This is a genomic window from Streptomyces sp. O3 (assembly GCF_054788135.1).
The window spans coordinates 56010-78003 of record NZ_JBTVYK010000010.1 but is presented as its reverse complement, the minus strand read 5'-3'; the positions used below and the strand labels follow the sequence as shown (position 1 = coordinate 78003).

At 69.8% G+C, this 21994-nt stretch carries 22 protein-coding genes and 1 riboswitch; of the genes, 11 read left to right on the top strand and 11 right to left on the bottom strand.

Translation table 11 applies throughout. From position 1 onward, the window contains the following. Positions 1-82: 82 nt before the first annotated feature. The 7 genes from ACX6XY_RS07745 to ACX6XY_RS07715 all read left to right on the top strand — a co-directional run bounded on the left by ACX6XY_RS07745 (position 83) and on the right by ACX6XY_RS07715 (position 5532). Positions 83-1279: a UDP-N-acetylglucosamine--N-acetylmuramyl-(pentapeptide) pyrophosphoryl-undecaprenol N-acetylglucosamine transferase gene (locus ACX6XY_RS07745; RefSeq protein WP_460327798.1), complete on the top strand. Its 1197-nt coding sequence runs from the start codon at positions 83-85 to the stop codon at positions 1277-1279. Continuing rightward, entirely contained in the window at positions 1279-1632 is a 354-nt protein-coding gene (locus ACX6XY_RS07740) for an SPASM domain-containing protein (RefSeq protein ID WP_460327797.1), read from the top strand. The genes ACX6XY_RS07745 and ACX6XY_RS07740 overlap by 1 nt, the downstream gene beginning before the upstream one ends. 40 nt (positions 1633-1672) lie before the next feature. Continuing rightward, entirely contained in the window at positions 1673-2005 is a 333-nt protein-coding gene (locus ACX6XY_RS07735) for a DUF427 domain-containing protein (protein ID WP_460327796.1), read from the top strand. 102 nt (positions 2006-2107) lie between these two features. Further along, positions 2108-2470 (top strand): DUF952 domain-containing protein, encoded by a 363-nt coding sequence (locus ACX6XY_RS07730; RefSeq protein ID WP_460327834.1) that lies wholly within the window; start codon positions 2108-2110, stop codon positions 2468-2470. A gap of 323 nt (positions 2471-2793) precedes the next feature. Continuing rightward, positions 2794-3159 carry a hypothetical protein gene (locus ACX6XY_RS07725; RefSeq protein ID WP_460327795.1) on the top strand — a complete coding sequence of 122 codons (366 nt, stop codon included), beginning with the start codon at positions 2794-2796 and terminating at the stop codon, positions 3157-3159. Positions 3160-3163: 4 nt separating this feature from the next. Continuing rightward, entirely contained in the window at positions 3164-4978 is a 1815-nt protein-coding gene (locus ACX6XY_RS07720; protein WP_460327793.1) for an alpha/beta hydrolase, read from the top strand. A gap of 95 nt (positions 4979-5073) precedes the next feature. Next, positions 5074-5532, top strand: a complete 459-nt coding sequence (locus tag ACX6XY_RS07715) for a hypothetical protein (protein ID WP_460327792.1) — start codon at positions 5074-5076, stop codon at positions 5530-5532. On the opposite strand, the gene mnmA is transcribed toward ACX6XY_RS07715, so the two are convergent. Beyond that, positions 5516-6640, bottom strand: a complete 1125-nt coding sequence (gene mnmA, locus ACX6XY_RS07710) for a tRNA 2-thiouridine(34) synthase MnmA (RefSeq protein ID WP_460327791.1) — start codon at positions 6638-6640, stop codon at positions 5516-5518. The genes ACX6XY_RS07715 and mnmA overlap by 17 nt on opposite strands. 87 nt (positions 6641-6727) lie before the next feature. Between mnmA and ACX6XY_RS07705 the strand changes: the two genes are divergently transcribed. After that, complete coding sequence (locus tag ACX6XY_RS07705) at positions 6728-7390, top strand: N-acetylmuramoyl-L-alanine amidase (protein WP_460327790.1); 663 nt, start codon at positions 6728-6730, stop codon at positions 7388-7390. Positions 7391-7434: 44 nt separating this feature from the next. Here ACX6XY_RS07705 and ACX6XY_RS07700 read toward each other — a convergent pair whose 3' ends face one another. The 10 genes from ACX6XY_RS07700 to ACX6XY_RS07655 all read right to left on the bottom strand — a co-directional run bounded on the left by ACX6XY_RS07700 (position 7435) and on the right by ACX6XY_RS07655 (position 18369). Continuing rightward, positions 7435-8619, bottom strand: coding sequence for a cysteine desulfurase family protein (locus tag ACX6XY_RS07700; RefSeq protein WP_460327789.1), 1185 nt, complete (start codon positions 8617-8619; stop codon positions 7435-7437). Positions 8620-8748: 129 nt separating this feature from the next. Beyond that, positions 8749-9621 carry a thioesterase family protein gene (locus tag ACX6XY_RS07695; protein WP_460327788.1) on the bottom strand — a complete coding sequence of 291 codons (873 nt, stop codon included), beginning with the start codon at positions 9619-9621 and terminating at the stop codon, positions 8749-8751. Between the two features lie 51 nt (positions 9622-9672). After that, positions 9673-10371, bottom strand: coding sequence for a trimeric intracellular cation channel family protein (locus ACX6XY_RS07690; RefSeq protein WP_460327833.1), 699 nt, complete (start codon positions 10369-10371; stop codon positions 9673-9675). 93 nt (positions 10372-10464) lie between these two features. Continuing rightward, complete coding sequence (locus ACX6XY_RS07685) at positions 10465-11544, bottom strand: ABC transporter ATP-binding protein (RefSeq protein WP_460327787.1); 1080 nt, start codon at positions 11542-11544, stop codon at positions 10465-10467. After that, complete coding sequence (locus ACX6XY_RS07680) at positions 11541-12656, bottom strand: ABC transporter ATP-binding protein (protein WP_460327786.1); 1116 nt, start codon at positions 12654-12656, stop codon at positions 11541-11543. The genes ACX6XY_RS07685 and ACX6XY_RS07680 overlap by 4 nt, the downstream gene beginning before the upstream one ends. Positions 12657-12660: 4 nt before the next feature. Beyond that, positions 12661-13614 carry an ABC transporter permease gene (locus tag ACX6XY_RS07675; RefSeq protein WP_460327785.1) on the bottom strand — a complete coding sequence of 318 codons (954 nt, stop codon included), beginning with the start codon at positions 13612-13614 and terminating at the stop codon, positions 12661-12663. After that, positions 13614-14618 carry an ABC transporter permease gene (locus tag ACX6XY_RS07670; protein ID WP_460327784.1) on the bottom strand — a complete coding sequence of 335 codons (1005 nt, stop codon included), beginning with the start codon at positions 14616-14618 and terminating at the stop codon, positions 13614-13616. The genes ACX6XY_RS07675 and ACX6XY_RS07670 overlap by 1 nt, the downstream gene beginning before the upstream one ends. Before the next feature lie 134 nt (positions 14619-14752). Next, a complete protein-coding gene (locus ACX6XY_RS07665) occupies positions 14753-16444 on the bottom strand; it encodes an ABC transporter substrate-binding protein (RefSeq protein WP_460327783.1) in 1692 nt (563 codons plus the stop codon). Positions 16445-16616: 172 nt separating this feature from the next. Beyond that, positions 16617-17417, bottom strand: a complete 801-nt coding sequence (locus tag ACX6XY_RS07660) for an enhanced serine sensitivity protein SseB C-terminal domain-containing protein (RefSeq protein WP_460327781.1) — start codon at positions 17415-17417, stop codon at positions 16617-16619. Between the two features lie 145 nt (positions 17418-17562). After that, a complete protein-coding gene (locus ACX6XY_RS07655) occupies positions 17563-18369 on the bottom strand; it encodes an enhanced serine sensitivity protein SseB (RefSeq protein WP_460327780.1) in 807 nt (268 codons plus the stop codon). 174 nt (positions 18370-18543) lie between these two features. Next, a riboswitch (glycine riboswitch) is annotated at positions 18544-18641 on the top strand. Positions 18642-18799: 158 nt separating this feature from the next. Between ACX6XY_RS07655 and gcvT the strand changes: the two genes are divergently transcribed. From gcvT to glyA, 3 genes are all read left to right on the top strand, one after another. After that, the gene (gene gcvT / locus ACX6XY_RS07650; RefSeq protein WP_460327779.1) at positions 18800-19939 is read left to right on the top strand and encodes a glycine cleavage system aminomethyltransferase GcvT; all 1140 of its coding nucleotides are present in this window, start codon (positions 18800-18802) and stop codon (positions 19937-19939) included. Positions 19940-20069: 130 nt separating this feature from the next. Next, positions 20070-20447 carry a glycine cleavage system protein GcvH gene (gene gcvH, locus ACX6XY_RS07645; protein ID WP_460327778.1) on the top strand — a complete coding sequence of 126 codons (378 nt, stop codon included), beginning with the start codon at positions 20070-20072 and terminating at the stop codon, positions 20445-20447. A 48-nt stretch (positions 20448-20495) separates the two neighbouring features. Continuing rightward, positions 20496-21755, top strand: a complete 1260-nt coding sequence (gene glyA, locus ACX6XY_RS07640) for a serine hydroxymethyltransferase (RefSeq protein ID WP_460327777.1) — start codon at positions 20496-20498, stop codon at positions 21753-21755. Positions 21756-21994: the final 239 nt, after the last annotated feature.

The window sequence follows — 21994 nt, the reverse complement described above, 5'->3', positions numbered from 1 at the left end:
CCGCTGCTATCGTCCGCGACACCCGTATACCGCCAGCGTCGGCGTGGGGCCGGCACCCCGACGAACGGAACAGTCCTCCGCCGTGACCAGCGACCCCCTCGCCACCCGCATCCGCGGCCTTGATCGGCCCTTCCGCCTCCTCGTCACCGGAGGAGGCACCGGCGGCCACACCTACCCCGCGCTCACCGCGATCCGCGAGACCCAGGCTCGCCTCGCCCAGCACGGCAAGGCACTCGATGTGCTGTGGGTCGGCACCGCGAACAGCCTGGAAGCCAGGGTGGCCCCCGCCGAAGGCATCCCCTTCAAGACCGTGGCCACCGGCAAGATCCGCCGCTCCAGCAATCCGCTCAAGCTGGCCTCACCGGCCAATATCAAGGACATGGGCCGCGTCCCCCTCGGCGTTGCCCAGGCCCGCTCCATCGTCTCGGACTTCCACCCCGACGTGGTGCTGTCCACCGGCGGCTATGTCGCCGTCCCCATCGGCCTGGCCGCCAAGTTCTGCCGCCGTCCCCTGGTCCTCCACGAGCAGACCGTCCGTCTCGGACTGGCCAACCGCGCCCTCGCCCGCGCTGCCACCCAGGTCGCCGTCTCCTCCGAATCCACCCTGCCTCTCCTCCCCGAGGCCGCCCGCGCCACCGCGATCGTCACCGGAAACCCCGTCCGCCCCGAGGTCCTGACAGGCAAACCCGACAAAGCCGTCAGCGCCCTCGGGCTCACCGGCTTCGACCGCACCCTGCCCACCGTGTACGTCACCGGCGGCGCCCAGGGCTCCGCACAGATCAACACCCTGCTCCAAGGCGTCCTGCCCTGGCTCCTCCAATCAGCCAACGTGCTCCACCAGTGCGGCGCGGCCTCCCTCGACCAGTGCCGCCAGCACGCAGACACCCTGCCCCCGCACCTGCGCGCCCGCTACTGGGTCAGCGACTTCATCGGTCCTGAACTCCCCGACGTCCTCGCCCTCGCCGACGTGGTGATCTCCCGCAGCGGCGCCGGCACTATCGCCGAGCTCACCGCCCTCGGCAAGCCCGCCATCCTCATCCCCCTCGCGTCCTCGGCCGGGAACGAACAGGCCCACAACGCCCAACACCTGGAACGCTCCGGCGCAGCCATCGCCCTCACCAAAGAGAACGCCACCACCGACCGGCTCCAGGACGCCCTGGAACCAGTCATCACCTCCCCGGAACGGCGTACCCACATGGCCCACCAGGCCCGCGACCTCGGCCGCCCGGACGCCGCCGCACAGCTGACGACCGCCCTACTGCGAGCCGGGCTCAACTGATGAGTAGTCGGTCCTTCCCTTCCTCAGCGGGGCGGCATCGTCGCCGTGCGACAGGGGCAGCGCGTCCAGGAAGCGGCACAGGACTTAACGTCTCTTGGCGTGAAACAGGTCGGTGGGACCGGAAGCGCGCATTCGGCCGGGGAAGCAGGGGAGCCGCGCCGACGATCGCGGATCTCTGCGGGCACTGCGCACACGAAAAGTGCGCCATCGGGCCGAACGGCGACGTATGGCCGTGCGTACTGGGGCGCTTCCTCACGATCGGAAGCGTGCGGGAAACCCCTATCGCTGAAATCTGGTCGGTGAACGTGCCCTCGCCTCACCGCAGAGTTCGGCGTGAGCCCGCCTCATGGTAGAGGCGGGAAGAACACAGGCGGCGGGCGCGCTGTACCGGGTATGACCGAAGACAGAGGGCACCGGATCACCATCGAGCAGGGCACGGACCCCGTACGGGTCACCCACCAGGGCCAGGTCGTCGCGGAGAGCTCCCGCCCGCTGCTACTCCGCGAGACGGGGTACCCCGTGCGCTACTACCTGCCCCCGGACGACGTACGTACAGAGCACCTGACGCCGTCCGAGACCCACACGTACTGCCCCTTCAAGGGCACGGCCTCCTACTGGTCCCTGCCGGGCGCGGCGGACGCGGCCTGGGCGTACCCCGAGCCGAAGCCCGCGGTAGCCCAGATCAAGGACCACTTCTGCTTCTACGACGTCGAAGCCCTGGAGTAGAAGCCGTCTGGGGCCTGTTGCGAAAGTGCTGGTCACAGCCACTCGCTGATGGCCGCGACCAGCACTTTCGCAGCGCTGAAGCTGTTGAGGTACAACGTGGGAATGATCTATCACGTGGTGCCGCTCGCTGAATGGAGCGCCCTGCCCGACCGTCCGTACACGCCTGCTTCCCTCGCGGAGGACGGCTTCGTTCATTGCGCCCCCGACGAGGAGACCACTCTGGCCATCGTCAATGCCTTCTACCGGAACGCGCCGAGGCCGTTGCTGGTGCTGCGTCTTGACGAGGGGATGCTCGCCGCCAGGCTGGAGTGGGAGAAGGCGGTTCCCGCGCCGCCGCCCGAGGTGGCCGAAGATGTTTCGTTCCCCCATCTGTTCGGGCCCGTCAACCGTAATGCCGTCGATCGGATCCTGCAGGTTCAGTGGGACGACGAAGGCCGGGCGACCTGTCTGGCGGAGATGAGCTGAGCGCGGGTGGGCGGCTGCGCTGAGCTGTGAGCCGACGTGCTGGCGTCGCTCCGCCGGATGGACCTGGAGGGTCAGTTCGGCCAGGTGCTCTTGTCCGGGACTGTTGAACAGGTGCAGAAAGGCGGTTCCGACGGGATGGAATCGGCGTCGGACGCAAGCCATGCAAGGCGTCGGCTGTTCGGGCCGTGAGCGGGGTCGGTCAGTGGGTTAAAGGGTTAACGAAAGGCCGGGTGAGCGGACTGTCCCGTGTCCAGCCGCGCCGCGTCCTCGTTGACCTTGCCGAGAGCACGTGACGGGGGCCGGAACGGGGAGAGTACAGGCGGATGTCCTGGGATGAGTGGGAGCGACTGAAGGCCGACGCGGCGGCCGGTCAGCTGCGGCACAGCGGCAAGCCGTGGGCCGACGCCGCGACCGCCGCGCGGGAGCTGCGGGCGAGCATAGCCACGGGCCGGGGTGACCTGCGCCAGGCGCACGGCGGCGTCACCGCCGGGACGCACGGACTCGCCAGCGCGCGTGCCCTGGCAGGCGTACTCGCCTCGTGGGAGAAGCGGCTGGAGTCCGTACGCGACGAGTGCGGGGCGCTGGCACCGAGACTCCGCCAGGCGGCGAAGGACCAGCGCGAAACCGACGCGCGCGTGAAGGCGGGCGTGGACGCGGTGCGGGTTCCGGAAGCCAGCCGGGGACGGTGACGGGGTGCTCACCTGGCAGCAGTTACGGGACCTGGACTGCTCCCGGCTCACGGACGCGGCCGACGGCTGGGGCAAGGTCAGCACCCGCGCCGACGCCGCGCGGGACCGCGTGGACGCGGAGATGACCGGGCGTCTGGCGAAGACCCAGGCGGGCGAGGCCGCGGAGGCGGCGGTGCGACGCCTGCGACGCCTGAACCGGAACTTCACGTACCTGTACACCGAGTGCGGCCTGCTGCGGAGTACCCTGAACGCCCTCGCGCACGAACTCCAGCCGCACCAGCGGCGGCTGAAGGAAGCACTCCAGGACGCCGCGACGCTCAACTTCACGGTGAACCCGAACGGTTCGGTCGACTATCCAGCCGGAGGCCAGAACCTCCTCCCCGGCAGCGGCGGCGCCAAGCACCCCGGCGGCTCGGTCGCGGGCCGCGGTGCCCTCTTCGGCCCGCGCCCCTCGCCAGACGGCGCGCCCCTTCCCGGCGGGAGCGTCCCGCTCCTCCCCCAACTCAACCCCCACCACGGCAAGGCGTCGGACATCGCCGACCGCATCGCCCACGCGGTACGTGAGGCCAACGAGATCGACGCGCGCTTCAGCCGAGCCCTGAACAAGCTCAAGGCCGCGCCGGGTCTCACGGTCAACTCGGCCACGTGGACCGACGCGGCCGGTGACGCGGACGCGGTGCGCGACATCGCGTACGGGTACCTGAAAGACGACTTCCCGCAGGACAAGTCCCCCGCCGAGCGCAAGGAATGGTGGGACAGCCTGCCCCAGGAGCGCCGGGACGAATACCTGGCGGTATACCCCGACCTGATCGGAAACCTCGACGGCATCCCCGCGGAGGTACGCGACGAGGCCAACCGCGACAACCTGCGCCTGCTGATCGGCAAGCTGGAGGACCGGGACGATGAGCGGTCGCAGACCATGCTGGCCGGGCTACGCGTGATCGACCAGAAGCTCCAGGCGGGAGGCGTACCGCCGATGTACCTACTCGGCATCGGCGACGAGGGAAACGGCCGAGCCATCGTGTCTTACGGCAACCCTGACACGGCGAGGAATGTCTCGGCGTTCGTGCCGGGCCTCGGCTCGAAACTGGACACCGAGTTTGCGGGGGATGATGGGCTCAAGCGGGCGTTGGACACTGCACTTGGAGCACAGGAATTCGACGAATCCAGCGCATCAATCGCTTGGCTCGGCTATAACGCACCACAGCTTCCCGCTTCGAACCTGGTCGACAATGCCGCAGTGTCATCAACGAGCTACGCAGACTCTGGAGCATCGTCGTACAACGGATTCATGTCAGGAATCTCGGCCACTAACCAACACCCAGATCCACATATCACCGCGATCGGCCACTCGTACGGCTCCTTGACTGTCGGCCGGGCAGCCCAACAACAAGGCGGAATCCCAGGTGTCGACGACATCATTCTGGTCGGCAGCCCTGGGACTGGTGCGGACTCCGCGGAGGAGTTGAACGTCGGCAAGGGGCATGTCTTCGTCGGAGCGGCCGACAACGACCTGGTCACCCACGTTCCATCCAAGCTACAGGCTGCGGCAGGCCTGGCCTTCCCTGGCCCCATGGGTGCCGCAGCCGCAAAGGTCGCCGATCCAGGTGGTGACGACCTCTGGTTCGGCAAGGATCCAGCTAGCGAAGCCTTTGGTGCCACACGCTTCAAAGTAGACGAGGGTGCACCCGTCATCTCTGGGGGTGTTGAAGCGCATACCAACTACTTCAACCCCGAAGCAGATCGAGTGTCAGCACGGAATATCGCCAAAATCGTCGCTGGATCATCGAGTGAAGTGGAGGGGCAACCGTGGCGCTGAGTCCGAGGCTTCTCATCGTTTGCACATCAGCAATTATCGCGACTGGGTGTGGAACATCAGGGAACTTGACGACAGATAAGCAGAGATGCTCAGACATGGACATGCAGGAGGCAGCTGACCGAGCCGACACCATGCTCGATTCTACATTCGGCGCGATCAAGCCAGAAGTTCAGTGGGCACACCGAGCGACCTCTGAAGGCAACAGGTCCGTCTCGCGGTATCGCACAGTGATGACGATCATCTCGAATGAACGGCGTGGTGCCTTCCTCGGAATTGTTGAGCGATTCTGGAAGAAGAGCGGCTACGTCATCAAGGAGGTGGACGGGAGCGAGGAGCATCCCGCCATCTTCGCCCAGTCCACCGATGGATTCGGCATCACCCTGACCATTGGCGGCAAGGGCCAGGCCTACTTCGTAGTCGACAGCCCCTGTGTCGAGAAGTCCGACGTCGCCGAGCCCACCACTCCGTCAAACTACGAAGGCGAGTACCCGCTCCCCCGCCCCAACATCCACTCCGACTTCTGGTCCGCGGAGACGCCTACACCGCGGCCGTAGTCCTCCGCGTCGTCGCGATCGTTGCTGAGCCGACCACCCTCGTCCCGTCGTACAGGACCACCGCCTGGCCGGGGGCTACGCCGCGGACTGGTTCGGTGAAGGTGACGTTCAGGGTGCCGTCGGGGAGGAGGGACGCCGTTACCGGGGTCTCGTCGCCGTGGGCGCGGAGTTGGGCCGTGTAGGTGCCCTCGCCGGTCGGGGGGGTGCCGCACCAGCGGGGCTTGATCGCGGTGAGGGCGGTGACGTCTAGGGCGGAGGCGGGGCCGACGGTGACCGTGTTGTTCACCGGGGAGATGTCCAGGACGTAGCGCGGCTTGCCGTCGGGGGCCGGGGTGCCGATGCGGAGGCCCTTGCGCTGGCCGATGGTGTAGCCGTACGCGCCCTCGTGGGTGCCGAGCTTCGTGCCTGACTCGTCGACGATGTCGCCCTCCGCCTTGCCGAGGCGGGAGGCCAGGAAGCCGCGGGTGTCGCCGTCCGCGATGAAGCAGATGTCGTGGCTGTCGGGCTTCTTGGCCACCGCCAAGCCCCTGCGCTCGGCCTCCGCGCGGATCTCGTCCTTGGTCGTCACCGTGTCGCCCAGAGGGAACAGGGCGTGGGCGAGCTGGCGGTCGTCCAGGACGCCGAGTACGTAGGACTGGTCCTTGGCCATGTCGGAGGCTCGGTGGAGTTCGCGGGAGCCGTCCTCACGCACCAGGACCTTCGCGTAGTGGCCTGTGCAGACCGCGTCGAAGCCGAGGGCGAGCGCCTTGTCCAGGAGGGCGGCGAACTTGATCTTCTCGTTGCAGCGCAGGCAGGGGTTCGGGGTGCGGCCCGCCTCGTATTCGGCGATGAAGTCGTCGACGACGTCCTCGCGGAAGCGTTCGGCGAGGTCCCAGACGTAGAAGGGGATGCCGATGACGTCGGCGGCGCGGCGGGCGTCGCGGGAGTCCTCGATGGTGCAGCAGCCTCGCGCGCCGGTGCGGAAGGACTGCGGGTTGGCCGAGAGCGCCAGGTGCACTCCGGTCACGTCGTGTCCCGCTTCGGCGGCGCGGGCGGCGGCGACGGCGGAGTCCACGCCGCCGGACATGGCGGCGAGTACGCGGAGGGGGTGCGAGGGGGTCTCAGTCATAACCCATCCAGGGTAAGCGGAACCATCGGGTGGGCCCCAAGCGTTTCTCAGGGGACGGGAGCAGACAGGGCCAGGGGAGGTGCGGGTGTGGGCGGGGTCAGCAGGCGTGCGCTGCTCATCGGGGGCGGCGCCACCGTAGCGGCCGGTACGACGGCCGCCGTGTACGGCGAGGAGCTGTCGCGGCTGTACTGGCGTCTCCCAGGCGTCGACAAGCAGCGCACCGACGGTGAGGTGGATCACCCCGGCGTGAAGTGGGTCGCGGCCTCGCGCGGCAATCTGCGGTACGCGAACCGTCCGTCGGACTACCGGATCGACCGGATCGTGATCCATGTGACACAGGGGAGCTTCGCCACGACGCTGCGGGTGTTCCGCGACCCGCTGCACGCCGCGGCGACGCACTATGTGATCCGCGCCAAGGACGGGCACATCGCGCAGATGGCGCGCGAGCTGGACGTCGCGTTCCACGCGGGGAACCGCGCGTACAACGAGCGCAGTATCGGGATTGAGCACGAGGGGTTCGTCGACAAGCCCGAGTCGTTCACGGATGTGATGTACGAGTCTTCGGCGAAGCTGTCGGCCGACATCTGCCGACGGTACGGGATACCCGTGGACCGGGAGCACATCGTGGGCCATGTGGAGATACCGGGGACCGATCACACGGATCCGGGGCCGCACTGGGACTGGGATCGGTATATGCGGCTTGTGCGGGAGGCTTCGGCCGCGAGTTCGGACGCGAGTTCGGACGCGTAGTCCAGGGCCCGTCAGCCCCCGTCAGCCCCCGTCAGGTCGCCCGGTCAGGACAGGCCTGCCGTCCTCGCTCGTTCCACCGCCGGGCCGATCGCCTGGGCCACCGCGTCGACGTCCGCCTTGGTCGACGTGTGGCCGAGCGAGAAGCGCAGGGTGCCGCGGGCCAGGTCGGGGTCGGTGCCGGTGGCGAGGAGGACGTGGCTCGGCTGGGCGACGCCCGCGGTGCAGGCGGAGCCGGTGGAGCACTCGATGCCCTGGGCGTCCAGGAGCAGGAGGAGGGAGTCGCCCTCGCAGCCGGGGAAGGTGAAGTGGGCGTTGGCGGGGAGGCGTTCGAGCGTCCCCCCGGAGGCCGTGGTCGGCGGGCCGCCCAGGATGGCGTCCGGGACCGCCGCGCGTACCGCCGCGACCAGGTCGTCCCGCAGGCCGCCGATCTCGCGCGCGAACCACTCCTGGCGCTCGGTGGCGATCCGCGCCGCCACCGCGAAGGCGGTGATCGCGGGGGTGTCCAGGGTGCCGGAGCGGACTTGGCGTTCCTGGCCGCCGCCGTGCAGGACGGGGACCGGGGTGTACTCGCGGCCGAGCAGCAGGGCCCCGATGCCGTAGGGGCCGCCGATCTTGTGGCCGCTGACGGTCATCGCGGCGAGGCCGGAGGCCCCGAAGTCGACCGGGAGCTGTCCTACGGCCTGTACCGCGTCGGCGTGCAGGGGGATGTCGAACTCGGCCGCGGCAGCGACCAGTTCCCGGATCGGCTGGACCGTGCCGATCTCGTTGTTGGCCCACATCACGGTGGCCAGCGCCACGTCGTCGGGGTCGCGAGCGATGGCCTCGCGCAGAGCGTCGGGGTGCACCCGGCCCGCGCTGTCCACGGGGAGGTACTCGACGGTGGCGCCCTCGTGCTCGCCGAGCCAGTGCACGACGTCCAGTACGGCGTGGTGTTCGACGGGGCTGGCCAGTACGCGGGTGCGGCGCGGGTCGGCGTCTCTGCGGGCCCAGTACAGGCCCTTCACCGCGAGGTTGTCGGCCTCGGTGCCGCCCGAGGTGTAGACGACCTCGCTGGGTCGGGCGCCGAGTGCGTCGGCGAAGGTCTCGCGGGCCTCTTCGACGGTGCGGCGGGCCCGGCGTCCCGCGGCGTGCAGCGAGGAGGCGTTGCCGACGGCGGTGAGCTGAGCGGTCATCGCCTCGACCGCCTCCGGCAGCATCGGAGTGGTCGCGGCGTGGTCGAGGTAGGCCATGGTGGGCGTAATTCTACTGACCTCGCGCGACCGGTCGGCTCCCCGTCGGCCCCGCGCCCTCGCCAGCCCCACGCCCCCGTCGGCCCCGCGCCCTCGCCAGCCTCACGTGCCCGTCGGCCTCGCGCCCTGTCAGCTCTTCGGCGCTCGGGCCAGTTGGCGGGACTGGGCTACCAGGCGGTCCGCGGTGTCCCAGACCTCGGCGTCCTCCTCCAGGAAGCCGCCCGCCAGGTTGCGGGTGGTGATGGAGACGCGCAGCGGGCCGGGGGCCGGGCGGCAGCGGATGTGGGTGGTCAGCTCGACCGTGGGCACCCAGCCCTTGAGGCCGAGTTCAAAGGCGGTGGGCGGGAGCGCGTCCACCGCGAGAAGGAGGGAGAGCGGGTCGTGGTCGCGGCCGTCCGCGAGGCCGAACCAGGCGCGCATCTCGCCCTTGCCGGAGGGGGCTCCGAGCGCCCAGCCGAGCGTCGCCGGGTCCAGTTTCAGCCACAGGCGGTCGGTGATCGCGGAGGATCCGGGGATGGGGGCGGGGGCGTCGTCCGGGCCGAAGCACTGGTCGACCGGGGGGATGACGGGCGGGGTCGCGGTGGTGCGGACGTCGTCGGTGAGCGCGTCCAGGTCGCCGTAGGAGGCGACGGCCCGGATGCGCTCGACCTCGCGGCCCTGCTCCTCGTCGTACTGGAAGAGGGACGCCTGTCCGGTGGACAGGGTGCGGCCAGTGCGGACCGTCTCGGTGCGGATGACGGCGGGGCCCGGCTGGGACGCCGTCAGATAGTGCGCCGAGATCGTGAACGGGTGCGGGTGCGGCAGTGCCTCGCCCAGCGCGCGGCCGAGCAGGGCCAGCAGATAGCCGCCGTTGACGGCGGTGATGATCGTCCAGCCAGCGGAGAGGTCGGCGTCGTAGACGCCGGGCTCGCGCAGGGTCACCGCGGTGTCGCGGTCGAACTCGCTGTCGCCGATGGCTGCGCTCGTCGTCTTGGCCGCCGCCTCAGTTATGCCCTGGGTCATGCCGTGTACGGTACAAGAAGAAACTACTAAGCGGTAGCTTTTTGTTGAATCTCACGCCTCGCCCTCCACTCCGGCCGACCTTCGGTTCCAGGCACGCGGGGCTCGCCAGTGGTAGCGGATCGCGAGCAGCCGCAGCAGGAACGTGGTGACCACGGCCAGCCCGTTGGTGGCCGGGTTCAGCGCGTCGAAACGGATGCAGACGACCACGATCACCGCTCCGACGATCGCCGGTACCGCGTACAGGTCGCGGTCCCAGCGCAGCAGCGACGGCGTCTCGTTGGCGAGTACGTCGCGCAGCACACCGCCGCCCACGGCCGTGGCCAGGCCCAGCGAGGCGGACGCGGTCAGGCCGAGCCCGTGTTCGTACGCCTTGACGGTGCCGGTGACGCTGAAGAGGCCGAGCCCGGCCGCGTCGAAGACGTTCACGGCGCCGTTGATCCGCTCCACCTCGGGGTGCAGGAAGATCACCAGGGTCGCCGCGACCAGCGGGGTCACGAAGTAGCCGAGCTCCGTGAACGCGGCGGGCGGCACCGCGCCGATCATCAGGTCGCGGAAGATGCCCCCGCCCAGGGAGGTGACCCCGGCCATGACCGCGATGCCGAACACGTCGAAGTTCTTGCGGACGGCGAGCAGCGCCCCGGAGATCGCGAAGACGAAGATCCCGGCGAGGTCGAGCCAGTGCTGGACGGACGGCGAGAAGAGGTCGGAGAGGTCGGTGAACGCGGTGAGCGCGGAGGCGTCAGCGAGCACGGAGGCGTCAGCGAGGGAGCTGACGGCAGTGAGGGAGGCGAGGGCGGGGATGTCCAGGGGCACCCGGTCATTGTGCCGGGTGCCCCTGGAATCTCACGGCGCGGCTGCGCCCGCCTTCTCCACCGGCTCGTCGCCGTTCCCGGCCCGCGTCCCGGCGGCCGCCTCACCGGCGCGCTTCACGGTCCCGGCCGCGATCTCGGCGGCGTAGTGGCAGGCGACCTTGTGCCCGCCGCCGAGGTCGGTGAGCGCCGGGCGCTCGGTGGCGCACAGCGTGTCCTGCTTCCACGGGCACCGCGTGTGGAACCGGCAGCCCGCGGGCGGGTTGGACGGCGACGGCAGGTCGCCGTGGAGCAGGATCCGCTCCCGGCTGTCCTCGACGGCGGGGTCGGGGATCGGCACGGCCGACATCAGCGCCTTGGTGTACGGGTGCTTGGGCTCCGCGTACAGCGCGTCGCTCGGCGCCTCTTCCACCAGTGAGCCCAGGTACATCACGCCGATCACGTCGGAGATGTGCCGCACCACGGCGAGGTCGTGGGCGATGACGACATACGTCAGGCCCAGTTCCCGCTGGATCTCCTCCAGAAGGTTGACCACCTGCGCCTGGATGGACACGTCGAGCGCGGAGACCGGCTCGTCGCAGATGATCACATCGGGTTCCAGGGCGAGCGCACGGGCGATGCCGATGCGCTGGCGCTGGCCGCCGGAGAACTCGTGCGGGTAGCGCGACAGGGCGTTCTCGGGCAGGCCGACCTTCTCCAGGATGCGCAGGATGCGCTCCCGCCGCTCCTGCTTGTCGGCGCCGATGCCGTGCGCCTCCATGCCCTCGGCGAGCGTCGACTCGATGTTCTGCCGCGGGTCCAGGCTGCCCAGCGGGTCCTGGAAGACCATCTGCAGCCGTCGCCGGTACTGGCGCATCTCCTCGGGGGGCAGCTTGGCCAGGTCGGTGCCGTCGAAGACGACCTCGCCGCCGGTGACGTCGACCAGCCGCAGGACGGCCCGGCCCAGCGTGGTCTTGCCGCAGCCGGACTCGCCGACCAGGCCGTACGTCTGGCCCGCCTCGACGGAGAGCGAGACGCCGTCGACGGCGTACACATGGCCGACCGTGCGGTCGAAGAAGACGCCCTTCTTGACCGGGAAATGGACCTGGACACCGTTGAGTTCGAGCAGACTCACGACGTGGCCTCCGTCTTCTTGAGATCTGCCTTCGCGGGATCCGCCTTCTCGGGATCCGCCTTCTCGGGATCCGCCTTCTTGGACTCGGCGGCCGCCGACTCGGGCTCCGCGGTCGTCGGCTCACTCGCCGACCCGGCCTCAGGCAGTACGGGGTTGACGCACCGCACATGGTGGGCGGGCACCCGCGGTTCGGTCAGTTCGACGGCGCCGCTGAGGCACTCCAGGGTGTAGGAGTCGCAGCGGGGCGCGAAGGCACAGCCGTCCGCCCAGTCGATCCGGTCGTTGATGGAGCCCCGGATCGGCTTGAGCGGCTCGCCGCGCGGCGCGTCCAGGCGCGGGATGGAGCCGAGCAGCCCGTGCGCGTACGGGTGGGTCGGCGCGTCGAACAGCTCACGCCGCCCGGCCGACTCGACCACCTTGCCCGCGTACAGGACGTTGACCTGGTCGCACAGCCCGGCGACCACCCCGAGGTCGTGGGTGATCATCAGCAGTGCGGTGCCCTCCTCGTCGACGAGTTCCTTGAGGAGTTCCAGGATCTGCGCCTGGATCGTCACGTCGAGCGCGGTGGTCGGCTCGTCCGCGATCAGCAGCCGGGGCGCGCAGGCGACGGCCATGGCGATCAGCGCGCGCTGGCGCATGCCGCCGGAGAGCTGGTGCGGGTATTCCTTGAGCCGCCTGGTCGGGTCGGGGATGCCGACGCGGTCCAGGAGCTGGGCGGCCTCCTTGCGGGCCGCGTCGCCCTTCAGGCCCCGGTGCCGGGAGAGGATCTCGGTCACCTGAACGCCGATCGGGACGACCGGGTTCAGCGAGGACAGCGGGTCCTGGAAGATCATGGCCAGTTGGGAGCCGCGCAGGTCGCGCAGCTGGCTCTGGCTCATGGTGAGCAGGTCGCCGCCGTCGAAGTCGGCCCGTCCGCCGAGCCGTACGCCACGGCTGGGCAGCAGGCCCATCAGCGCGAGCGAGGTGACGGACTTGCCGCAGCCGGACTCGCCGACCAGGCCCACGACCTGGCCTTGGTCGACGTCGAAGGACACCCCGGACACGGCCTGGACGTCCTTGCGGCCGCGCCCGGTGAACGTGATGGACAGTTCGTCCACAGAAAGCAACGCCATGTCATCAGCTCCGCAGTTTCGGGTCGAGCGCCTCGCGCATGGCCTCGCCGAGCAGGGTGAAGCCGAGGGCCGTGATGATGATGCCCACCGCCGGGTAGACCGCGAGCATCGGCGCCTGGTCGAAGTACTTCTGCGACTGGGCGAGCATCACGCCCCACTCCGGAATCGCGGCGTCCGGGTTGCCGAGGCCCAGGTACGACAGCGCCGCGGCCTCGATGATCGCGGTGGCCAGGCTCAGCGTCACCTGGACGATCACCGGGCTCAGCGAGTTGGGCACGATGTGCGCGAGCACGATACGCCGTCTGCGCACTCCGAGCGCCCTGGTGGCGAGTACGTAGTCGGAGCCGCCCTGGGCGAGCATCGAGCCGCGCAGCAGCCGGGCGAAGATCGGGATCTGCACCACGCCGACGGCGATCATGACGGTGGTGAGGCTCTGTCCGAGCACCGCCGCGATGCTGACCGCGAGCAGCAGCGAGGGCAGCGCCAGCATCATGTCGATGAAGCGCATGATGACGGAGTCGATACGGGCGCCCGCCTTGCCGCCGAGCGTGGCGGCGGCGCCGGACGCGGTGCCGATGAGGACGCCGACGGTCAGGCCGAGCAGCGTGGAGACGATGCCGACGAGCAGCGTCTGCCGGGCGCCGACCAGGATGCGGGAGAACTCGTCGCGGGCCAGGTGGTCGAGGCCGAACCAGTTCTCGGCGCGCATGCCGACGAAAACGCCCTGGTTGGTACGGACTTCACCGCGCCACAGCTGGCCGGTGGGGTCGTGCGGGGCGACCCAGGGTCCGATGACGGCGAGGATCACGAACATGGCGATGATCACGGCGCCGATGAGGGCCATCTTGCTGGCCTTGAGCCGCCGCATCGCCTCGACCCAGAGGCTGGAGCCCATGCTGGTCTCGTTCTGGGCGGTGAGTTCCGCGAGGCGGTCGATCTTGTCGGTCTTGGTGCTCATCAGTGCACCCGCACTCTCGGATCGATGAGGCTGTAGGCCAGGTCGACGAGCAGGTTGATGAGGACGAAGACCAGGGCGATGAAGAGGATGAAGCCCACCAGGACGGGGTAGTCACGGCCGTCGATGGCGCGCTTGAGGAAAGAGCCGATGCCGCCGAAGGCGAACACCGACTCGGTGAGGACCGCGCCGGAGAGCAGGCTTCCGGTGAGCAGGCCGACCGAGGTGACCACCGGCAGCAGCGCGTTGCGCAGGACGTGCCGGCCGCGTACGACGCGCTGGTGCAGGCCCTTGGACTCGGCGGTGCGGATGTAGTCCTCGCCGAGCACCTCCAGGACGCTGGCGCGGGTCATCCGGACGATCACGGCGAGCGGGATCGAGGAGAGCGCGACGGCGGGCAGCACCAAGTGGGTGATCGCGTCCCAGGACGCGTCGAACTCCCCGGTGAGGACGCCGTCCAGGACGAAGAAGCCGGTCACCTCGGTGGCGTCGATGCCGGTGGACTGGCGGCCGAAGCTGGGGAACCACCCCAGTTCGACGGCGAACAGGGCCCGGAGCAGGAAGGCCAGGAAGAAGACCGGGATGCAGATGCCGAGCAGCGATCCGGATACGGCTGCCACGTCGAGCCAGCCGCCGCGCCGCCGGGCGGCGAAGTAGCCGAGCGGCACGCCCACGGCCACGGCGATCAGGATGGCCGAGACGCCGAGTTCCACGGTCGCCGGGAAGCGCAGGACGAACTCGTCCCACACCGGCTGGCCGGTCTGTGCCGAGGTGCCCAGGTCAAGCTGGACCAGCCGCTTCAGGAAGCGGCCGTACTGGATGTACCAGGGCTGGTCGAGTCCCAGCGCGGCCTCGATCTGCCGTACGTCCTCGGCCGACGCCCGTTCGCCCAGCATGGCCGCGGCGGGCCCGCCGGGGAGCCTGTTCAGCCAGATGAACAGCAGGACGGACAGGCCCAGCAGGGTGGGTATCAGCTGTAGCAGTCTTCGTACGACGAGTCGCAGCACCCCGCATGCCCCTTTCTCGCTCTAAGCAGCGCGTCCGCCCGGCCGCCGGGGTGGCCGGGGCCGGACGGACGCGTGCTGATCGGGTGGTACGTGTATTTCGTGTGGCGCCTGTTTCGTGTGGCGCCGTTCGGCGCTTACTTCTTGAAGGTGATCTCGCCGAAGTTCTCCTGCGTCAGCGGGGAGACCTTGGGCGGGTTCACGTTCTTGGCGAACGCGAGGCCGGGCGGGGACGAGGAGATCGGGACGCCCGGAATGTAGTCCATGACGACCTCGTTGGCGGCCTTGTAGAGCTCGGTGCGCTTGGCGGCGTCGGGCTCGGCGGAGGCCTTCTTCAGGGCGCCGAAGACCTTGTCGTCCTTGAAGCCCCACTGCTTGTCGTAGCTGTCGAACCAGGTGCCGATGAAGTTGTAGGCGTCGTTGAAGTCACCGGTCCAGCCGAACAGGTACATCGGGCACTCACCGGTGGTGACGGCGTTGACGTAGTCCGGGTTCCACTTCATGGCGCGCGGCTTGACCTTGATGCCGGCCTTCTCCAGGTCGGCCTTCATCAGCTCGTACATGTCGGCCGGGGCGGGCATGTATGGGCGGGTGACCTCGGTCGGGTAGCAGAACTCGATCGTCGGGCTCTTCTCACCGGCCTTGGCGAGCAGGTCCTTGGCCTTCTTCACGTCGTAGTCGTACGTGGTGACCTTGTCCGAGTAGCCCGCCACCGTGTCCGGGATGAACTGGGTGGCGACCACGCCGCCTTCGGGCAGCTGGGTGTCGACGACGTTCTTCCGGTCGATCGCGTGCGCGATCGCCTGCCGGACCTCCTTCTTCCGCAGCGGCCCGGCGCCCTCGTTGTCCTGGGTGAAGCCCAGGTAGAAGATGTTGAAGACGTCGCGGACGGGCGTCTGGAAGCCGTCCTTGCTCAGCGTCTCGACGTCGGCGGGCGCGACCAGGTCGTAGCCGTGGATGTCACCGGCCTGGAGTGCCTGGCGGCGGCCTTCCTCGGTGTCGATGGTGCGGAAGACGAGCTTGTCGACGCCGGCCTTGTCGCCCCAGTAGTCGTCGAAGCGCTCAAGGGTGATCTCCTTGTTGCCCTTGTTCCACTTCGAGATCTTGAACGGTCCGGTGCCCGCGACGTCCCCGGCCTTCTGGCTGTACTCGGGGCGCGTGATCGAGTCGCCCTCGCCCTTGGCGCCCTGCGCGGCGTAGACGTCGATCGACTTCGGCGAGTGGATGGCGAGCGCCTGGAGCGAGAAGCCGCCGGGCAGGTTCGCGGTGGCTTCCTTCACCTTGATGACGGCCGTCAGCTCGTCGTCGGCGGTGCAGCCCGCGTAGTTGGCGGGCGGGGTGTCCTCGTCCTCGTTCTTGGCGAAGCCGCCCATGATGGCGCGCCAGTAGTAGGCGAGGTCGGCGTTCTGGTCCGCACCGGTCTTGTTGAACCAGAAGTCGTAGTTCTTGCAGACCGCTTCGGCGGTGAGCTTCTCGCCGTCGTGGAACTTCACGCCCTTGCGGAGGTTGAACGTCCACTCGGTGCCGGCGTCGTTGGACGACCACTTCTCGGCGAGTCCGCCGACCAGCTTGGTGCCGCCCGGCTCGTGCTCGATGAGGGCCTCGAAGGCCTGGCGGGTGATGCGGAAGGTCTCGCCGTCGGACGCCAGCGCCGGGTCGAGGGAACTCGGGTCGCCGGCCGCGCCGAAGACGAAGGTGTCACCGCCGCCGCTCGTGTTGCCGTCGTCGCCGCCGTCCTTGTCACGCTCGCTGGCGCATCCGGTGGCGATCACGGCGACCGCGAGGGCCGCGGTGACCGCGCGCGCAGCGCTCTTTCTCAGTATTCGCATGGTTTCCCCTGATCGGCGGAGCCGAGAGACAGTCAACTTCGCCGCACCATACAGTCACCGCTCACCATGGTGAACGGTCCGCATAGCGGTGATATCCATCTGAGACCCAGGAGCCCAACAAACCGGACATGCAAGGGATATGACCCCCAGAACGGGTCAGTACCCGCCGGGATCAGTACGTACTGGGCGCGGCGGGAGGATAGCCGTACCCCGCGGCGGGCGCGGGCGGCGCCGGGGCGTGCGCCTCGCGATCGTAGAACGGGCGGGCGCTCGCCCGCAGCCACATCACCACCGGGTCGTACGCGTCCGACATCGCCACGGTCGACACCGGCAGCCCGTCCGGGACCGCCGCGACCGACTTCCGCATCATCGCGCGCACCGCGTCCACCGACGCGGGCCGGGTGTCGTACACATCGAGTCCGATGGCCAGATACGGCTGGCCGAGCGCGGGCTGCACCCAGGCGCGCCGCAGCGAGCGGACCGCCGGGGTGTGGTGCGCGTGCTGGCTGAGCTGGGCGTAGAACTGCGGGAGGTCGATGGCCGGTTCGGACAGCCGCAGCGGGCCCGCGGGCAGCCGGTCGAGGCCCGCCGCGACACGGCGCAGGTCGGGCCAGGGGACGCCGACGCCGCCGCCCGGTGCGTGCGGGTTGAGCCAGAGGCCGTAGTGCTCGGGGTAGAGGGCGCGGGCGACGTCCAGGCCGCGGACGACCTCGTGCGCGCGGCTCCAGCCGGAGGCCGCGAGTTCCCGTGCGGAGGTCACACAGGGGGCGTAGCCGACGCCGTCGACCTCCATGTGCCCGTACTGGGCGTCGGGCGATCCGGCCTGGCCGTGCCAGAGCAGCATCCAGAGCTGTCCGTCGGCGGGGTCGGCGAGCGCCCCGAGGAGCGCCTCGTACGCGTCGTAACGCCCAGGCGTCACCTGGCGCAGCATCTGCTCGATCCGCCCGGCCGCAGCCGCGCCCGACGCGCTCACCGTCGACCGGCCCCCTTCCGCCACAGTCTCGTAGTCCCGCTAGTCCCGTACACCATCGACGCTTCTCCCCGCACCGGGCGACCCGGTCAGCCCCTGGGTGACCTCTGGCGAGGGAACCAGCTTATGCGGCCCCACCGACAGCGGCTCAGGACTCCCGGTGCTCCCGGTGCTCCCGGTCGTAGAACGGCCGTACCTTGTCCCGCATCCAGTCGCCGACGGGGTCCTGGGTCATGTCGAGCAGCACCAGGTTCACCGGCCAGGTCACCGGGACGCGGCCCAGCGCGCGGCCGAGTGCGTCCATGGGGAGGTTACGGGCGGGACCGTCCCACTGCGAGACCTCCACGCCGACGAACAGCACCGGATCGTCGCCCTCGACGCTCGCCAGGCAGCGGCGCGCGGTGCGCACCACGCCGGTCGCGGCGAACTCCTCGGCGGCGGCGGACAGGAAGTCCACCGGGTCGACCTGCCAGTCCGGCTCGAAGAGCCGGACCCGGCCGCCACTGGCCGGGCCGTCCAGCGGGGTGCGCCCGACCCGGCACAGCTCGGCCACGCCCGCGGGCGGCAGCGGGACGCCGACCGCGCCGTCCGGGTTGACGGCGATCCCGACCTGCGGCGGCAGCCCGCGGGCGAACTCGACGGCGGGCGCGACGGTGAAGCTCATATGCTCGCCGACGACCTGCCGGAACTGCCGCTCGGAGCTGAAGACCGGGACGTAGGCGGCACCGCCCAGCTCCATCATGGGCAGGTCGAGGTCCGGGCTGTCCGGGCCGCCGCCGCTCGGCAGCGGCACCCAGAGCTGGCTGCGCCCGAGTACTTCGACGAGGCTGCTGACCACGGAGGGTGACGGCTCGGCGTCGACCGAGGCCGCGAGGACCTCCTCCAGCTCGTTGCCCGGCCAGCCCTCGCCGGGAAGGCCGTACGCGTCCGCTGCGCCCTGCGCCGGAATGTCCATCTCCGTAACCTGCCCGCTCGCCCTTGCTCACTCCGCGCCGCCCGAGGGCCGGGGGCGCGATCCAGCCCTCGCCCGCGCGATCTCGGGCGCGGGTGACCTAGACCTTAACGCCGGGGCGGGACGGCTCGCGGGGGGACGTGCAATGATGTGCCCGCCAACTGCATACCGGCCGCTTGAATCCGCGCGGGAGAGTTCCTGGCCTTGACCGGCCGGGGCGCCGAAGGAGCAAGATCCTCCCTTGAATCTCTCAGGCCCCGTACCGCGTGGACGAGGCAACTCTGAAAAGCGGGTCGGACCGTACCTGGTCCGGCTCCACCCAAGGTGCAAGCCCCTGTCCGCGCGTCCGTGTGGCCGGGGCGAACCTCTCAGGTTTTGATGACAGATGGGGAGGATTCTCGTCCTCGCCCGTCATGCCCTGGGAGCTCTCACCATGACCAACGCCCCACGCCTCACCGCACTCGACGCCCTGCACCGGTCGCTGGGCGCGACCATGACCGACTTCGCGGGCTGGGACATGCCGCTGCGGTACGCCAGTGAGCGCGACGAGCACAACGCCGTGCGCACCAAGGCCGGACTCTTCGACCTGTCGCACATGGGCGAGATCACGGTCACCGGCCCCGAGGCCGTCGACCTGCTGAACTACGCCCTGGTCGGGAACATCGGCTCGGTCGGCGCCGGACGCGCCCGCTATACGATGATCTGCCAGGAGGACGGCGGGATCGTCGACGACCTGATCGTCTACCGCCTCGGCGACGCCGACGCCGCCCCCGCGTACATGGTCGTGGCGAACGCGGGCAACGCCCAGACGGTCCTGGACGCGCTGACCGCCCGCGCCGAGGGCTTCGACGCCGTCGTACGGGACGACCGGGACGCGTACGCGCTGATCGCCGTGCAGGGCCCCGAGTCCCCCGGCATCCTGAAGTCGGTCACCGACGCCGACCTGGACGGCCTGAAGTACTACGCGGGCCTGCCGGGCACGGTGGCCGGGGTGTCCGCCCTGATCGCCCGCACCGGCTACACCGGCGAGGACGGCTTCGAGCTGTTCGTGGCGCCCGCCGACGCCGAGCAGCTGTGGCAGGCGCTGACCGAGGCGGGCGCGCCCGTCGGGCTGATCCCCTGCGGCCTGTCCTGCCGTGACACGCTGCGCCTTGAGGCGGGCATGCCGCTGTACGGGCACGAGCTGACCACCGCGCTGACGCCGTTCGACGCGGGCCTGGGCCGGGTCGTGAAGTTCGAGAAGACCTCGCACGGCGACGACTTCGTCGGCCGTGCCGCGCTGGCCGCGGCCGCCGCGAAGGCGGAGACCGCGCCGCCGCGCAAGCTGGTCGGCCTCATCGCCGAGGGCCGCCGGGTGCCGCGCGCCGGATACCCGGTGGTCGCGGCCGACGGCACGGTGATCGGCGAGGTCACCTCGGGCGCCCCGTCGCCGACGCTGGGCAAGCCGATCGCGATGGCGTACGTGGACGCCACGCACGCCGCGCCGGGCACGGCCGGGGTGGGCGTGGACATCCGCGGCAAGGCGGAGCCGTACCAGGTGGTGGCTCTGCCGTTCTACAAGCGCGAGAAGTAACGCTTCTCCCGTCCCCTTGGGCATCTCTTGAGTACCTCTCGGGCACTTCTTGAGGACCTCTGGGTGCCTCTGGGCGCCTCTTGAGTACCTCGTTCACCACCACTCCCCCGCGTACAGGAGAATTCAGGCCATGAACAACCCCCAGCAGCTGCGTTACAGCAAGGAGCACGAGTGGCTGTCGGCCGCCGAGGACGGCGTGTCGACGGTCGGCATCACGGAGCACGCGGCGAACGCGCTCGGTGACGTCGTCTTCGTCCAGCTCCCGGAGGTCGGGGACACCGTCACCGCGGGCGAGACCTGCGGCGAACTGGAGTCCACCAAGTCGGTCAGCGACCTCTACTCGCCGGTCACCGGTGAGGTCACCGAGGCCAACCAGGATGTCGTGGACGACCCGTCCCTGGTCAACACCGCCCCGTTCGAGGGCGGCTGGCTGTTCAAGGTGCGGATCTCGGAGGAGCCGAAGGACCTGCTCTCCGCGGACGAGTACACCGAGTTCTCCGGTTCCTGAGCCGCCTGAGCCTTCCTTCGCTTCCTGAGAATCCAAGGACGTATGCCGATGTCGCTTCTCAACTCCTCCCTGCACGACCTCGACCCGGACATCGCCGCCGCGGTCGACGCCGAGCTGGACCGCCAGCAGTCCACCCTGGAAATGATCGCCTCGGAGAACTTCGCTCCGGTCGCGGTCATGGAGGCCCAGGGCTCGGTCCTGACCAACAAGTACGCCGAGGGCTACCCCGGCCGCCGCTACTACGGCGGTTGTGAGCACGTCGACGTGGTCGAGCAGATCGCCATCGACCGCATCAAGGCGCTGTTCGGCGCCGAGCACGCCAATGTGCAGCCGCACTCGGGCGCGCAGGCCAACGCGGCCGCGATGTTCGCGCTGCTGAAGCCGGGCGACACGATCATGGGTCTGAACCTCGCGCACGGCGGGCACCTGACCCACGGCATGAAGATCAACTTCTCCGGGAAGCTGTACGACGTGGTCGCGTACCACGTCGACGAGCAGACCGGGCAGGTCGACATGGCCGAGGTCGAGCGCCTGGCCAAGGAGTCCAAGCCGAAGCTGATCGTCGCGGGCTGGTCGGCGTACCCGCGTCAGCTGGACTTCGCCGCGTTCCGGCGGATCGCCGACGAGGTCGGCGCGTACCTGATGGTGGACATGGCCCACTTCGCGGGCCTGGTCGCGGCGGGGCTGCACCCCTCTCCCGTGCCGCACGCGCATGTGGTCACCACGACCACGCACAAGACGCTGGGCGGCCCGCGCGGCGGTGTGATCCTGTCCACGCAGGAGCTCGCCAAGAAGATCAACTCCGCGGTGTTCCCCGGCCAGCAGGGCGGTCCGCTGGAGCATGTGATCGCCGCGAAGGCGGTCTCCTTCAAGGTCGCCGCGTCCGACGACTTCAAGGAGCGCCAGCAGCGCACCCTGGAGGGCGCGCGGATCCTCGCCGAGCGCCTGGTCCAGGACGACGCCAGGGCGGCGGGCGTGAACGTGCTCACCGGCGGCACGGACGTGCACCTGGTCCTGGTCGACCTGCGCGAGAGCGAGCTGGACGGGCAGCAGGCCGAGGACCGGCTGCACGAGGTCGGCATCACGGTCAACCGCAACGCGGTCCCGAACGACCCGCGGCCGCCGATGGTCACCTCGGGGCTGCGGATCGGCACGCCCGCGCTGGCGACGCGCGGCTTCGGCGCGGACGACTTCCGCGAGGTCGCGGACATCATCGCCGAGGTGCTCAAGCAGTCGGCCGACACCGAGTCGCTGAAGGCGCGGGTGGCGGCCCTGGCCGCGAAGCACCCGCTGTACCCGGCCCTGTAGCGGCCCCGCCGCAGGGGCTGCGGGGACGGGGCCGTCCCCGTTGCCCCTGGGCTCTGCGGGCGTACGTCGCGCCCGCAGAGCCCAGGCGTCGCACGCCGCGCCCACAGGCCCCAGGGGGAGCGTCGCCCCTGGGGTGGGTTTCGGGGTGCCCCGCCCCGGCTGTACCCCAAGCCGCAAATCCGTGCTTGTCGGGAGTTTCCCCGTACGCGTTACGCTCGAAGCCCGGACGTCATCCGCGT

What these genes read in the sequence shown, in the direction of transcription:
- ACX6XY_RS07740 (WP_460327797.1), top strand. Translation starts at nt 1,279, where the DNA reads ATGAGTAGTCGGTCCTTCCCTTCCTCAGCGGGGCGGCATCGTCGCCGT.
- ACX6XY_RS07735 (WP_460327796.1), top strand. Translation starts at nt 1,673, where the DNA reads ATGACCGAAGACAGAGGGCACCGGATCACCATCGAGCAGGGCACGGAC.
- ACX6XY_RS07730 (WP_460327834.1), top strand. Translation starts at nt 2,108, where the DNA reads ATGATCTATCACGTGGTGCCGCTCGCTGAATGGAGCGCCCTGCCCGAC.
- ACX6XY_RS07725 (WP_460327795.1), top strand. Translation starts at nt 2,794, where the DNA reads ATGTCCTGGGATGAGTGGGAGCGACTGAAGGCCGACGCGGCGGCCGGT.
- ACX6XY_RS07715 (WP_460327792.1), top strand. Translation starts at nt 5,074, where the DNA reads ATGGACATGCAGGAGGCAGCTGACCGAGCCGACACCATGCTCGATTCT.
- mnmA (WP_460327791.1), bottom strand. Translation starts at nt 6,640, where the DNA reads ATGACTGAGACCCCCTCGCACCCCCTCCGCGTACTCGCCGCCATGTCC.
- ACX6XY_RS07700 (WP_460327789.1), bottom strand. Translation starts at nt 8,619, where the DNA reads ATGGCCTACCTCGACCACGCCGCGACCACTCCGATGCTGCCGGAGGCG.
- ACX6XY_RS07695 (WP_460327788.1), bottom strand. Translation starts at nt 9,621, where the DNA reads ATGACCCAGGGCATAACTGAGGCGGCGGCCAAGACGACGAGCGCAGCC.
- ACX6XY_RS07680 (WP_460327786.1), bottom strand. Translation starts at nt 12,656, where the DNA reads ATGGCGTTGCTTTCTGTGGACGAACTGTCCATCACGTTCACCGGGCGC.
- ACX6XY_RS07675 (WP_460327785.1), bottom strand. Translation starts at nt 13,614, where the DNA reads ATGAGCACCAAGACCGACAAGATCGACCGCCTCGCGGAACTCACCGCC.
- ACX6XY_RS07665 (WP_460327783.1), bottom strand. Translation starts at nt 16,444, where the DNA reads ATGCGAATACTGAGAAAGAGCGCTGCGCGCGCGGTCACCGCGGCCCTC.
- ACX6XY_RS07655 (WP_460327780.1), bottom strand. Translation starts at nt 18,369, where the DNA reads ATGGACATTCCGGCGCAGGGCGCAGCGGACGCGTACGGCCTTCCCGGC.
- gcvT (WP_460327779.1), top strand. Translation starts at nt 18,800, where the DNA reads ATGACCAACGCCCCACGCCTCACCGCACTCGACGCCCTGCACCGGTCG.
- gcvH (WP_460327778.1), top strand. Translation starts at nt 20,070, where the DNA reads ATGAACAACCCCCAGCAGCTGCGTTACAGCAAGGAGCACGAGTGGCTG.
- glyA (WP_460327777.1), top strand. Translation starts at nt 20,496, where the DNA reads ATGTCGCTTCTCAACTCCTCCCTGCACGACCTCGACCCGGACATCGCC.